A 14,485-nucleotide genomic window follows, 5' to 3' on the forward strand; every position below is an offset into this window, starting at 1 on the left:
ACATTGAAAATTCAATAGTTTCGACAGGAACAGACAGGATCAGCGCAGAAGAAAAATAAATTTGTCCACATTATCCACAATATCCACATGATATTCTGGGGATAAGTGGAAGTGTTTCCTTTTGACAGAACCTGTGTTATGATGATTCCAGTGGATAAGTCCCCGAAGCCGTCAGCCTGCAGATGGGCTGGCGGTTCCGGAGGCGAAAGACAGGAAAAACGGCAGACAGAAAGGTGAAGCAGATGGGACAGTTCATACAGAACCGTCTGGCCCATGAGGTGACGGTCATCCCCAATGAATTTATAGACAGATACATGGCAGAGGCTAACGGCGAGTATGTGAAGGTATACCTCTATATTCTCAGACACGGAGGCAGTGCAGACGATGTCTCCGAGATTGCGGATGCCCTGAATCACACGGAGGCAGACGTGCGCCGCGCCCTCGTCTACTGGGAGAGGGTGGGAGTCCTTGCGCTTACAGACAGGCCGGCGCCCGCCCGCCCGTCTGTTTCCGCCCGGCAGTCCCCGGCTCCTTTAGGCGGGTTCTCCCTTTCCTCTGGACAGGGCGTCTCTGCTTCCGGTCAGACAAAGCCTTGCCAGGGAGCCGGCTCCATGGAGGGAGGCAGCCCCGGAACGGGAGATATTCTCTGCAGGCTGTCAGGGGATGAGGAATTCTCCCAGCTTCTGTATATCGCCCAGAAGTACCTGAACAGGACTTTTACCCCCACAGACTGCGATGTGCTGGCCAACCTCTACGGGAACCTCCATATGCCCACGGAGCTTCTGGAGTATCTGATAGAGTCCTGCGCCCAGAATGGACATACCAGCATCCGCTACATAGAGAAGGTGGGACTGAGCTGGCATGAGAGGGGCTTTAAGACGGCGGAGGAGGCCAAATCCCAGTCCATGGGCTATAAGAAGGATATTTTTGCCGTGATGAAGGCCTTCGGCCTGTCTGGGCGAAACCCGGCCAACGGCGAGATTGATCTGATGGACAAGTGGTTTGGAACCTACGGCTTTACCAGGGAGATTGTGGTGGAAGCCTGCAACCGGACGATGGCGGCCATTCATAAGCCCAGCTTCCAGTATACGGACAGCATTCTGACTGAGTGGAACCGGGCAGGAGTGCGCACCATGAGAGATGTGGAGGAAGTGACGCGGATGAGAAAGGAGGAGGCGAGAAGGGCCAGAGAGTCAGGCCAGTCCGCTTCCCTGCAGGCAGGAGCCAGGGGAGCGGCAGCTTCCGCAAGACAGACAGGGACGTCCGGCTCCAGACGCCAGGGCGCCAGAAAGAGCTCCAACCGCTTCCACAACCTGGAGGAGCACGGCTATGATTATGATGAAATGATCTGGAATATGATCAATACAGGAGCCTCAGACAGCCCCGGGGAGCCTCAGAGCGTCCGACAGGAGGCCCGGGGCGGAGAGAATCCCGGGGCGTCCCGGGGATTCCCGGACAAATAGAAATACTCTGCAGCAAGGGCAGCTCAGAGAACGATTGACAGAATACAGGAGGAAACCATGGCACTGAGCAATTCCCAGTACGATTCCATCATGCGTATTTACAACCAGGCACAGCTTCGACAGAAGAGGGAGCTGGATAAGCGCCGGGAGGAGGTTTATGAAAAAATTCCTGCCGTAAAAGAGATCAATGAGGAGATCACCGCCTCTGCCGTCAAGAGTGCGAGACAGCTTCTGGCAGGAGATGACAGGTCGGCTAAGGGGCTTAAAAGGCGTATTGCAGATCTGTGCGAGGAGAGAGAGGTTCTGCTGTCCGCCTACGGCTATCCTGCCGATTACCTGGAGCTTCACTATGACTGCCCGGACTGCCGTGACACAGGCTACAGGGACGGGAAAAAATGCCACTGTTTCAAGAAGCGGGAGATCAGCCTTCTGTACGATCAGTCCAATATCAGGGAAATCCTGAGCAGAGAGAATTTCGACACCTTTTCCTACGAATACTTTGACGACACCAAGGTGGACGAGCGCAGCAACAAGACAGCCAGGGAGTACATGCGCCAGGTGGTGGCCCTGTGCCGTTCCTATGTGGAGCACTTTGGAGAGCACAAGGACAACCTTCTGTTTACGGGAAAGACAGGGCTTGGAAAAACCTTTCTCAGCAACTGCATTGCGAAGGAGCTTCTCGATCAGAGCTATTCCGTCGTCTATCTGCCGGCTGTGGAAATGTATGAGATCTTTTCAAAGGAAAGGTTTGACTACGATTCCACAGAGGAGGACAGAGATCGCTCCCGCTATCTGCTGGACTGCGATCTCCTGATCATCGACGATCTGGGAACGGAGCTGGTAAACACCTTCACCACCTCCCAGCTCTTCTACTGCATCAATGAGCGGCTGAACCGCAGAAAGGGAACCATCATTTCCACCAATCTTCCGGTCAATGAGATGCGCGATGAGTTCACAGATCGGGTCATGTCGAGGATTGTGAGCCAGTACACGGTGATCCCTCTTTACGGGGAGGATATACGAATCAGAAAAAAGCTCATGCAGGCCAGAAGACAGTAGGGGTCGTGGGAGCCAGGATAAGCTGAAAGAGAAGAACTGGTGGCTTCGCGATTTTGATGCACTCCAGGGTTGACTTGATACGCGTAATAATGATATAAAGAATAAGGATTTACGTTCTTTTTACATTTATTTCATAATCTTATTGACTGTCAGACAGCAGCTGCGGCCCTGCCGCAGAGAGTGATGACAGGTTTGGAGGAAAAACATGCTGTACGAAGAGAAAATCATTGAAACGATCCCCGTAGGGCCTCTGGGGTTAATTCCGCTTAAGAGCTGCAGGACCCTGGGCGAGAAGGTTGACCGGTATCTGGTTGACTGGAGAAGAGAGAGGGAGAGCGAGCATAAGACCACAATCGCATTCGCCGGCTACCAGAAGGATTCCTACATGATCGACGCAGGCACGCCGCGCTTTGGCTCCGGCGAGGGCAAGGGAACCTTGAATGAATCTGTCCGCGGAGATGATCTCTATCTGATGGTGGATGTGTGCAATCACAGCCTTACCTATTCCCTGAGCGGAAAGGTGAATCACATGTCGCCGGACGACCATTTCCAGGACTTAAAGCGCGTGATCGCCGCTGTGGGCGGAAAGGCCAGAAGAATCAACGTCATTATGCCGTTCCTCTATGAGAGCCGCCAGCACAAGCGCACCGGCCGAGAATCCTTAGACTGTGCCCTGGCCCTTCAGGAGCTGGTGAAAATGGGAGTGGAGAATATTATCACCTTCGATGCCCACGATCCGAGGGTTCAGAATGCGATCCCCTTAAAGGGATTTGAAACCGTACAGCCGATTTACCAGTTTATCAAGTACCTCTTAAAGAATGAGAAGGAGCTTGAGATTGACAACGAGCATATGATGGTCATCAGCCCCGACGAGGGCGGAATGCGCCGTGCCGTCTATTTCGCAAACGTCCTGGGACTGGATATGGGCATGTTCTACAAGCGCCGCGACTACACCAAGATCGTGAACGGAAGAAACCCGATTGTCGCCCACGAGTTCCTGGGAAGCAGCGTGGAGGGCAAGGATGTGATCATTGTGGATGACATGATCTCCTCCGGCGAGAGTATGCTGGATGTGGCCAAGGAGTTAAAGAGAAGGAAGGCGAGAAAGGTATTTGTGTGCGCTACCTTCGGACTTTTCACAAACGGCCTTCAGAAATTTGACGAATACTATGAGAATGGCCTGATTGACCGTGTGCTGACCACAAACCTGGTTTATCAGTCAGCAGATCTGCTGTCCAGGCCCTACTACATCGATGTGGATATGAGCAAATATATTGCGCTGATCATCGACAACCTGAACCACGATGCCTCCTTAAGCGAGCTTTTAAACCCCACAGGGAGGATCAACCGGCTGATCAGCAAATACAAGGCAGGCATCAGAGAATAGCCGGGTGATGCGCGGGAGCTGAGCCAGGGGATTCTCCGGGCCGGACTGTTTAAAACACCCATAACAGCATCAGCAGAGAACAGAAACGATCAGAATAGAACAGAAAAAATCAGAAACGATCAGAAAAGATCAGACAGAGAACGGGAAGGAGGCTGCCGCTTTTGAAGGGCTGCCTCCTTTTTGCAGCTGCCGCACAGGAAAGACCGCCTGATTTCCCGTGCAGGAAAACTCGTCAGGCAGGAGAATATGGAAGGGGGAAGCCTATATGGAAAACAACATGATGAAAGCACTTGTATTTAAAGGACCGGGCAAGCTGTGCCTTACGAGACGGCCGATACCGACGATTCAAGAGCCCGGGGATGCGATTGTGAAGGTGACGCGCTCCACCATCTGCACCAGCGATCTCCATATCCGAAACGGAGCAGTCCCGAGAGCCAGGGAAGGGGTGATCCTGGGACATGAGTTTGCCGGAGAGATTGTAGAAACAGGAACAGGAGTGAAGGGGCTGAAAACAGGAGACAGGGTTGCAGCCAACTGCGAAACCATCTGCGGGGAGTGCTGGTACTGCCGGCGCGGATATGTCAACAACTGCCTCCATGGGGGCTGGCTTCTGGGCTGCACCATAGACGGGTGCCAGGCAGAATACGTCCGGGTTCCCCTGGCCGACACGAGTCTTTACCGGATTCCCGATGGGCTGACTGAGGAGCAGGCGCTCTTTACGGGGGATATCCTGTCCAGCGGCTACTGGGGGGCAGAGCTGTGCGAGATTAAGCCGGGGGATACGACGGCAGTGATCGGCGCAGGCCCTGTGGGAATGTGCGCCGCCCAGTCCGCCCGGCTGATGGGGGCCGGCCAGGTGATTCTCATTGATCCCAATACATACAGGCTCCGTGTGGCCAGGGAAAATGAGCTGGCCCACGTGTATCTGGAGGAGACGGGAAGAGCTGCAGCGGAGGCTGTGAAACGTCTGACAGAGGGGAGAGGAGCCGACTCTGTCATTGAGGCGGCCGGAAATGAACAGTCCTTTGAACTGGCCTGGCAGCTGGCCCGCCCCAACGCCATCGTGGCTCTGGTGGCAATGTACGAGACCGATCCGGTACTGCCGCTGACCCGGATGTATGGAAAGAATCTGATCTTTAAGACAGGGGGAGTGGACGCCTGCCGCTGTCCGCGGCTTCTGGAGCTTTTAAAGGAAGGTAAGCTGAAAACAGACTTTCTCATTACTCATAGAGGAAGGTTGGACGATATCTTAGAAGGGTATGAGATATTTGAGGAAAAACAGGACGGCTGCATCAAGTGGGTGGTGACGGGGGAATGACAACTGCTCCTTAAGAGTCAAAGATTCAGATCTTAGCATAATTTTAATACAAAGGTCTGCCAGTGTTCATAGAAAATTCATAAATACGTACTAAAATCTGGAGGAAAAAGGGGTATTTTTAGACAAAATATATAAAAGGGGTGTGTGAAGATGGGGGAATACCAATACCTGTGTGATATAGCAGCCATTCTGCTCAGCACAAAACTGTTAGGACTTGCGACAAGAAAATTTCAGATGCCGCAGGTAGTGGGAGCCCTGCTGGCAGGGCTCATTCTCGGGCCGGCCATGCTCGGTCTGGTTCAGGAAACGGATTTCGTGAAAAAGACAGCGGAGATAGGAGTCATTGTCCTTATGTTCTGCGCCGGTATGGAAACGGATCTGGATGAGCTAAAAAAAAGCGGGCGTGCGTCGTTTATTATTGCCCTGATCGGAGTGATTGTGCCTCTGTTAGGCGGATATGCCGTCGCCATGCTTTTTAACCGTCCCGGTATGATTGAATCGGATGCGGGCGGAAGCCTTTTTTTACAGAATATGTTTATCGGAGTCATACTGACGGCGACCTCTGTGAGCATTACCGTGGAAACTCTGAAGGAGCTGGGAAAGCTCAAAACCCGCTCGGGAAATGCCATTCTGGGAGCTGCGATCATCGACGACGTGCTGGGCATTATCGCCCTTACCATCATTACGAGTGTGGCAGATTCCAGCGTCCATCTCAGTGTGATTCTGCTAAAAATAGCCGGCTTTTTCGTCTTTGCCCTGGTAGTGGGAGTTCTGTTTCATAAATTTTATGTAAACTGGATAATGCATGCAGAGCGGGGCCTCCACCGCCATGTTCTGATTGCCTTTGTATTCTGTCTGCTTATGTCCTACGCTGCGGAAACCTTTTTCGGAGTGGCAGATATCACAGGCGCCTTTATCGCAGGAGTTGTCATTTCCAGTACGCAGAGAACGAAATTCCTGGCCTCCAAGTTTGACGTGCTGTCCTATGCCTACCTTTCTCCCATCTTTTTTGCCAGCATCGGGCTGAAGGTATCGCTGCCGTCTATGAACTCCACAGTGATTCTCTTCTCTGCCAGCCTTGTGCTGGTTGCCATTCTGACAAAGGTGATCGGCTGCGGAATCGGCGCCAGGCTCTGCGGCTACACCAATGAGGAATGTGTCAGAATTGGAGTCGGAATGATTTCCCGAGGCGAGGTTGCCCTGATTGTGGCCAGCAAGGGTGAGGCTCTGGGCCTGCTGGGAAGCACATTTTTGGGACCTGTGGTGCTGGTGGTCATTATCACCACTATTGTAACGCCTGTATTTCTAAAGCTGGCCTACCGCAGCGGAGTCAGCCACACGATTCCGGTGGGCGAGGGCTTCTCAAATGTATATGAGGAGATGGGAAATTACAGATCCGGAGCCTATATGTTTAAGGAGCATGAGGAGGTGCCCCGGGGGGAGCGCAGATAGCTCAGAGAGGCGGCCAGACGCCGCAGAGAGCTGTGAATTCATAGGGATGTGCGAAGTGATACAGAAATATGCAAAAAATGCCCTGCCAGAAAAGAAGAATATCTGGCAGGGCATTTCATAACAGGAAACTTCGTTCCCTGTTATATAAAAACGCTTCGCGGGGATCGCACTGGGTTGGTAAGGAAAATGCCGCTTCTGCGACCCGCCGCAGGCGGAGAATCCTGCTTCGCACTCGCACGCAAGGTAGATGTTGCCTGAAGGCAACCGCGCTCGGCGCGAGTGTGCGCCTTGGCGCACACTTTTTTATATCCGAACTACGTGGTGGGCAATTCCCTCCTGATCGAGGATTGCCAGCTCTCTCTTATGGCAGGTAAACACGATAATCTGGCCGCTGTAGGCTTTTGTAAGCCACTTTAAGGCCGTTTTAAGCCGGTCGTCGTCGTAGAGGACGAAGCTGTCATCAAAGATCAGGGGCATGGCATCCCGCCCGTTCTGGATAAACTTGGCAGCCGCCAGCCTGAGAGCCAGGTAAATCTGGTCAGCCGTTCCGCTGCTCACCTGTTCGAGAGGGATCAGCTTCCTTTTCGTGTTGAGGAAGGCGTTCAGGTTCTCGTCGATGCTCATGCTGCTGTATAGCCCTCCTGTAATCCCGCTTATGAGTTCAGAGGCCGCCTTGTTGAGATAGAGTCCGAAGGAGTCGCGGATGGACATGGACAGCTCCTTCATAGTATCCTGAGCCATCTCAATGGCTGCGATCTCTTCCCTGATTCTGTCATTTTCAGCGATAATCTGGCGCAGGGCAGCGGCCTGATCCTTAAGCTCCGCCAGGTGTTCCAGCTTCTTTTCCAGCTCCCACTGGATCCTCTGCTGGCGTTCAATGGTCTCTGAGCATTCATTCTGTCGAACCTGCAGCTGCTCTACCATATCCCTCTGCTGTCTCACAGCCTCCTCTGAGCGGGAGAGCATATGGCACAGCCTTACAAACTCCTCCATTCTGGCACGGAGAGCCTCCATGGCGTTCTCACCCACCGTTTGGTCTCCCAGATGCCTCCGGAAAATTTCTGTCAGGGTGGAGGCGCACAGGGAGGCCGTCTTTTTTGACTGCCGGATCTTCAGGCGCAGGATAACGGCTGCAAAGAAGGACACAGCCGCTGCGCAGGACACGGCGGAGGCGGACAGCAGGGCGTCGATCTCCTGGGGCATCCAGGGAAGGAGCGTATTGTCCGGCACAAAGCCCCAGTAAAAGAAGTAGGCAGCAGCCAGAAGCAGAAGAAAGCCGGCCCCTGCAAAGAGTCCCCCCAGAATCCGGAGAGATTTTTTCTCCGCTCCGGCAGCGGCCTCCCTGTACTGTCTGTAAATGTCCTCGGCATGATCCAGATAGGAGGAGACAGACTGGGCGTCCGTAAACTCAAATTCAGCCAGGGCCTTTCGGCCCTTTTCAATGCGGTGGAGAAGTTCATCCCGCTCTGCCTGCTTCTTTTCAATGGCTGCTTTGAGCTCAGAGCGTTCCCGGGTGAAAGACCGGAGCTGGTTTTCATACTCAGGGGAAGAAATTTCCCTTTCCAGATTTTTGATTTCCCCCAGAAGAGAGGTATAGGTTCTGGCGGCCTCCGGCATGAGCTGGCTCTCAAACTGCCGCTTCTGGTTTTTTAAGTAGGCTGTGGCCCTGGTGATATTCAGAGCCATATTTCCGGAGGTGTTCATGTTGGCAATGTAGTTTTTCAGCTCCGAGATCATGCCGTCCTCGGTTGCGCTCTTTAACTGGCCGATGCTGATGGTGTTGTTGTAGGCTGTTTCACTGAGACCGCAGAGGAGCTCGTCCATGAAGGCCTTCGTGGGCTCCACCTCCCTGCCGGCTGTCTCATTGATCACGATAAAGCCCTTTTTGTTTTTCTGAAAGCTCCTCTCAAAGCGGTATACAACGCCGTCAGACTCAAGGCGCAGCTGCCCCTCGTAGGTGGAGCTGTTCTCCCACGGCTCATATTTGCTGTAGAGGTCATTTTTGGCGGCCCTTCCCCTCTGACGCTCGATGCCGAAGAGCATTCCGCGGATAAAGGTGTGAATGGTGGACTTCCCGGCCTCGTTTTTTCCGTAGACGATGTTAAGGCCGTCCTCGAAGGAGAGGAAGGTATCGTGAAATTTTCCAAATCCCTTTATGTATAAATCGAGAAAACGCATGGTCTGATTCCCCTAGCTCCTTTCGTCTGTAGTCAGAAGCAGGGCGTGGATGCCGTAGTAGAGGGCTTTTTTCTCTACAGGGCTCATGTCCGGCTTCTGCAGCGCCTGGATATAAAAACCGATCATATCGCTGGGATGCTCCGCAAAAAGGGCGCTGAAATCGTACTGCGGCTCCGACTCGTCTAGGATATCCGCAATCCGGTAGCGCATCATCAGAGACTCCAGATCAAAGGAGATGTCGGGATCTCTCATGCCGCGGATGCGGAACCGGTAAATATGTTCTGTGCCCCGTTTTTCTATCTCCTGGGACATGCGCAGAAACAGCTCCGTGTTGGTGGTGCCTGGGGTCACATTTACCATCAGGGGAATATACTGAATCTTAGCCATGGGGATAAATTCCAGGTTGGTTACCCGAAGGCTTGTCTCGCTGATCTCTCCATAGATGATTCCGTGCCGCCCTGTTTCCGTCTTGTCAAGAGGCTCGGGAGAGCCGCACCAGGCAAGGCGGAGGCTCTGGGAAATTTCAGGTTTGTGGATATGGCCCAGGGCCACATAGGAAAAGCCTGCCCGAAGCAGAGCCTCCCGGTCCACAGGGACATGCTTCACATCCCCTCCGTGGCCGAGAAGAATGTGGATCAGACCGTCGTCAGGCGCTGATAAATCGTTCAGCCTTGCTTCGGCAATCTCTGCGCTCCAGTAGGAAAAGCCTGTGACCTCTGTGTGCAGCTCCTCAAAATAGACGGAGGAGAACTCCTCGTCTGCCAGAAATGTCACATTGGACGCCCAGGTAAAGCTCAGGACAGCAGAGTTTTTTCTCACCCGGTCATGATTTCCAGCAATCAAAACCACCCGCACGTCGGGAATGGTGGAGAAGAGATAATTCACCTCCTTCAAGTCCTTTAAGAGCGGCTGCCGGTGAAACAGATCGCCTGCGATAAAGAGAAAATCCACAGACAGCTCTCTGGCCTTGCCGATAATGGCGGCAAAGGTTTCGCGGATATCCCTGGCCCGCTCCCTGCTCCAGGGCTTGTCACTGTCAGGAGCCATTCCCCAGTGAATATCCCCCGTATGGATAAATTTCAAGATATCAGTCCCCCTTTTAGACCGCCTGTGCAGCTTTCCTTCCAGAGAGGAGGAAACATCCGCCAAAGGAAGGCTTGCCAGAACGCGGGCGGCAAGATAAAACAGTTAAAAATAAGCGTCAGCCCACAGACAGCATCCGCTGAAATACAGCCGTCAAATTCCAGCCAGACAGCGGCAACAGATAAAGATAAAAGGGTATCTCGAGGAAGGCACACAGCCATCTTTTGAGATACCCTCTCTGCACACTGATATTCTTTTATGCCGGAACTTAAACGGCTGCTGTCTGTGAGCTGCAGCTCTTCGGTTATCCGGTGATGCCCTTACAGCTCACAGTTGTTGACGGTTCTCGGGAATGGGATTACGTCGCGGATGTTGCCCATTCCGGTCAGGTACATAACGCAGCGCTCAAAGCCCAGTCCGAAGCCGGAGTGGCGCACAGAACCGTATTTCCTCAGATCCAGATAGAAGCCGTAGTCCTCCTTCTTAAGACCCAGCTCATCCATGCGGGCAAGGAGCTTCTCATAGTCGTCCTCTCTCTGGCTTCCTCCGATGATCTCTCCGATTCCAGGTACCAGGCAGTCCATGGCGGCTACAGTCTTTCCGTCCTCATTCATCTTCATATAGAAGGCCTTGATCTCCTTCGGATAATCTGTAACAAATACAGGGCGCTTGAAGATCTGCTCTGTCAGGTAGCGCTCATGCTCTGTCTGCAGGTCGCAGCCCCAGAATACCTTGTAATCAAACTCGTCGTTGTGCTCCTCCAGAAGCTTCACGGCCTCTGTGTAGGTCACATGGCCGAACTCGGAGTTTAATACGTGGTTCAGCCGGTCGAGCAGTCCCTTGTCAATAAACTGGTTGAAGAAGTTCATCTCCTCCGGTGCGTGCTCCAGCACGTAGCGGATCACATATTTTAACATGCTCTCTGCAAGAGCCATATTGTCGTTCAGATCGGCGAATGCCATCTCCGGCTCGATCATCCAGAATTCAGCCGCATGGCGGGTGGTGTTGGAGTTCTCAGCGCGGAAGGTGGGGCCGAAGGTGTAGACATTCCGGAAGGCCATGGCGTAGGTCTCCGCGTTCAGCTGGCCGCTGACCGTCAGGTTTGTGGGCTTTCCAAAGAAGTCCTGGGAGAAGTCTACAGAACCGTCGGAAGCTTTGGGAACATTGGCCAGATCCATGGTTGTCACCTGGAACATCTCTCCTGCGCCCTCGCAGTCGCTTCCCGTAATCAGAGGCGTGTGGACATAGACAAAGTCCCTCTCCTGGAAATACTGGTGGATGGCGTAGGCGATCAGGGAACGCACGCGGAACACAGCCTGGAAGGTGTTCGTCCTCGGACGCAGATGGGAGATGGTTCTCAGATACTCAAGGCTGTGGCGTTTCTTCTGAAGCGGGTAGTCAGGGGAGGATGCTCCCTCCACTAAAACCTCTGTGGCCTGGATCTCAAAGGGCTGCTTGGCCTCCGGTGTGGCGACGAGAGTTCCCTTTACGAGTATAGCCGCTCCTACATTCAGCTTGCTGATCTCGCTGAAATTTTCCATATTGTCATGGTAAACGACCTGAAGCGTTTCAAAGTAGCTTCCGTCGCTGACTACGATAAAGCCAAAGGTTTTGGAATCGCGGACGCTTCTCACCCATCCGCCGATCCGGATTTCTTTTCCAAGGAATTTTTCCCTGTCCCTGTAAATCTCTCTAACGGTAATTAAATCCATAACAGTGCTCCTTTTGTGTTTAATAAACGGCCCGGATGCCGTTAAAGCCGACCGCTCCCCAGAACAGAAACGGCGCCGATGACGCAGTTTTTCTGCGGAGGCCTTCCGAACCGATTTGTGTTTCAGAAATAGAACCAGACTCTGTCTGAGATTTTCAGACAAATTTTCAATGAAGCCATTATACTGTATTTTTCCTGTGGATTCAAGGGGAAGAAAGGGATTTTTAAACTGCTGGTTGTATATACAGGGGACGGAAAGCACAATATACAGTGGAATTTGACATTTTATGGTGATATGACAGACAAAATGTCGGAATATGTACAAAAAATATAGAAAATCATTTGGTAATTTGTTCACTTTTTCCAATTATTGTGCTATAATACATGATACAGAATAAAGCACACAAGCAAATATACATCAAGGGGTGATAACGTGATCAAAAAAGAAATGATTGCTATGCTTTTAGCAGGTGGGCAGGGCAGCCGCCTGGGCGTTCTGACACAGAAAGTGGCAAAGCCGGCGGTTTCCTTTGGCGGAAAGTACAGGATTATTGACTTCCCGCTCAGCAACTGTATTAATTCGGGAGTTGACACGGTGGGAGTTCTTACTCAGTATCAGCCGCTGCGTCTGAACGCCCACATCGGAATTGGTATTCCGTGGGATCTGGACCGCAATGTTGGAGGGGTTACCGTCCTTCCGCCGTATGAGAGGAGCAAGGGAAGCGACTGGTATACAGGAACGGCCAACGCTATTTATCAGAATCTGGAATATATGGAAACGTATAATCCGGACTATGTGCTGATCCTTTCCGGCGATCATATTTATAAGATGGACTACGAAGTGATGCTGGAATATCACAAGGCAAACAATGCGGATGTCACGATCGCAGCTATGCCTGTACCGATTGAAGAGGCAAGCCGTTTCGGAATCCTGATCACAGATGATAAAAACCGCATTACGGAATTTGAAGAGAAACCTGCTAACCCGAGAAGCAATCTGGCGTCCATGGGAATTTATATTTTCAGCTGGCCTGTACTTCGTGACGCTCTTATTAAGCTCTCAGAGGAACCAGGCTGCGACTTCGGAAAACATGTCATCCCTTACTGCTTCTCGTCCGGAAAGAGAATATTCGCCTATGAGTACAACGGTTACTGGAAGGATGTGGGAACTCTCGGCTCCTACTGGGAAGCAAATATGGAGCTGATAGATATTATTCCCGAGTTTAATCTGTATGAGGAGTACTGGAGAATCTACACAAAGAGCGATATTATTCCGCCCCAGTATATATCCTCCGATGCCAGGATTGAGAGAAGCATCATAGGAGAGGGCTCTGAGATTTACGGCGAAGTGACTAACTCCGTAGTAGGAGCAGGCGTCACCATCGGCGAAGGGGCAGTGGTGAGGGATTCCATCATAATGAAGGGAAGTGTGATTGGCGCAGGCACGGTTGTGGACAAGGCTATAGTTGCCGAAGATGTGGTGATCGGCCAGAATGCACAGATCGGCGTAGGCGATTATGCTCCCAGCAAATATGATCCGAAAGTATATCAGTTTGACCTTGTGACCATCGGTGAACATTCCATCATTCCCGACGGCGTGAAGGTGGGAAGGAACACTGCTATCTCAGGTGAGACAGAGAGCTCAGATTATCATGGCGGATTACTGGAAAGCGGAGACTATATCATAAAGGCAGGTGGAGTACAATGAGAGCGATCGGTATTGTTTTAGCAGGCGGAAACAGCAAGAGAATGAAAGAACTATCCAACAAGAGGGCAATCGCTGCCATGCCGGTGGCAGGAAGCTTCCGAAGCGTTGACTTTGTACTCAGCAATATGAGCAACTCCCATATCCAGAGTGTGGCTGTGCTTACCCAGTACAATTCCCGTTCCCTGAATGAGCATTTAAGTTCTTCCAAGTGGTGGGATTTCGGAAGAAAACAGGGAGGCATGTATGTGTTCACCCCCACAATCACGGCAGAGCACAGCGACTGGTACAGGGGAACGGCTGACGCCCTCTACCAGAATCTGGATTTTCTTAAAAAGAGCCATGAGCCATATGTGGTGATTGCAGGAGGAGACTGTATTTACAAGCTGGATTACCACAAGGTTCTGGAGTATCATATTGAAAAGAAGGCCGACATCACCATTGTGTGCAAGGATGTAGGGCCGGAAGAGGATACCACCCGATTCGGACTTGTCAAGACAAACGAGGAGGGACGGATCATTGACTTTGAGGAGAAGCCGATGCTTGCCACCTCCAACACGATTTCCTGCGGCATCTATGTAATCAGAAGACGCCAGCTCATTGAACTTCTGGAGCGCTGCGCTGCTGAAGACAGATATGATTTCGTGACGGATATTCTGGTGCGCTATAAGAATTTAAAGAGAATTTACGCATACAAGCTGGATTCTTACTGGAGCAATATTGCTTCTGTAGATTCCTATTACAAGACGAATATGGATTTCTTAAAGCCGGAGGTAAGGCATTACTTCTTCCGTGAGTATCCTGAAATTTATTCCAAGGTAGACGATCTTCCGCCTGCCAAGTACAATCCGGGAGCGGAGGTAAAGAACAGTCTTGTTTCCAGCGGCTGTATTCTGAACGGAACCGTTGAAAACTCCGTCCTCTTTAAAAAGGTCTATATCGGAAACAACTGTGTGATTAAGAATTCGATTATTCTGAATGATGTGTATATCGGTGATAACACAGTTATTGAAAACTGTATCGTAGAAAGCCGCGATACCATTCGTGCAAACACTACGCATATCGGGGCGCCGGATAATGTAAAGATTGTGATTGAGAAAAACGAGCGCTTTACCATATAGTGAGCCGG

At 51.8% G+C, this 14,485-nt stretch carries 10 protein-coding genes; 7 read left to right on the forward strand and 3 right to left on the reverse strand.

Translation table 11 applies throughout. The features are described 5' to 3' along the window. The first annotated feature begins 242 nt into the window (after positions 1–242). From LK436_RS03175 to LK436_RS03195, 5 genes are all read left to right on the forward strand, one after another. Positions 243–1,463 (forward strand): DnaD domain protein, encoded by a 1,221-nt coding sequence (locus LK436_RS03175; RefSeq protein ID WP_227910164.1) that lies wholly within the window; start codon positions 243–245, stop codon positions 1,461–1,463. Between the two features lie 57 nt (positions 1,464–1,520). Then, positions 1,521–2,522, forward strand: a complete 1,002-nt coding sequence (locus tag LK436_RS03180) for an ATP-binding protein (protein WP_008396884.1) — start codon at positions 1,521–1,523, stop codon at positions 2,520–2,522. A gap of 205 nt (positions 2,523–2,727) precedes the next feature. Beyond that, a complete protein-coding gene (locus tag LK436_RS03185) occupies positions 2,728–3,909 on the forward strand; it encodes a ribose-phosphate pyrophosphokinase (protein ID WP_008396882.1) in 1,182 nt (393 codons plus the stop codon). 265 nt (positions 3,910–4,174) lie between these two features. Beyond that, the gene (locus LK436_RS03190; RefSeq protein WP_008396878.1) at positions 4,175–5,227 is read left to right on the forward strand and encodes an alcohol dehydrogenase; all 1,053 of its coding nucleotides are present in this window, start codon (positions 4,175–4,177) and stop codon (positions 5,225–5,227) included. Positions 5,228–5,377: 150 nt separating this feature from the next. Next, positions 5,378–6,679 (forward strand): cation:proton antiporter, encoded by a 1,302-nt coding sequence (locus LK436_RS03195; protein WP_008396876.1) that lies wholly within the window; start codon positions 5,378–5,380, stop codon positions 6,677–6,679. 303 nt (positions 6,680–6,982) lie between these two features. Here the strand turns inward: LK436_RS03195 and LK436_RS03200 are convergent, their stop codons facing one another. The 3 genes from LK436_RS03200 to asnS form a co-directional block, all read right to left on the reverse strand. After that, positions 6,983–8,857 carry an ATP-binding protein gene (locus tag LK436_RS03200; protein ID WP_008396872.1) on the reverse strand — a complete coding sequence of 625 codons (1,875 nt, stop codon included), beginning with the start codon at positions 8,855–8,857 and terminating at the stop codon, positions 6,983–6,985. Between the two features lie 12 nt (positions 8,858–8,869). Beyond that, positions 8,870–9,940 (reverse strand): metallophosphoesterase family protein, encoded by a 1,071-nt coding sequence (locus tag LK436_RS03205; RefSeq protein WP_044930966.1) that lies wholly within the window; start codon positions 9,938–9,940, stop codon positions 8,870–8,872. A gap of 320 nt (positions 9,941–10,260) precedes the next feature. Continuing rightward, on the reverse strand, positions 10,261–11,652 hold the full coding sequence (asnS, locus tag LK436_RS03210; protein ID WP_021966801.1) for an asparagine--tRNA ligase: 1,392 nt from the start codon (positions 11,650–11,652) through the stop codon (positions 10,261–10,263). 432 nt (positions 11,653–12,084) lie between these two features. On the opposite strand from asnS, the gene LK436_RS03215 reads away from it, so the two are divergent. Together LK436_RS03215 and glgD are read left to right on the forward strand one after the other, a co-directional pair. Continuing rightward, positions 12,085–13,359 carry a glucose-1-phosphate adenylyltransferase gene (locus LK436_RS03215; protein WP_008396864.1) on the forward strand — a complete coding sequence of 425 codons (1,275 nt, stop codon included), beginning with the start codon at positions 12,085–12,087 and terminating at the stop codon, positions 13,357–13,359. Then, complete coding sequence (gene glgD, locus LK436_RS03220; RefSeq protein WP_008396862.1) at positions 13,356–14,477, forward strand: glucose-1-phosphate adenylyltransferase subunit GlgD; 1,122 nt, start codon at positions 13,356–13,358, stop codon at positions 14,475–14,477. The genes LK436_RS03215 and glgD overlap by 4 nt, the downstream gene beginning before the upstream one ends. Positions 14,478–14,485: the final 8 nt, after the last annotated feature.

Origin of the sequence: Clostridium sp. M62/1 (genome assembly GCF_020736365.1) — a bacterium.
Taxonomy (GTDB): domain Bacteria; phylum Bacillota; class Clostridia; order Lachnospirales; family Lachnospiraceae; genus Otoolea; species Otoolea saccharolyticum_A.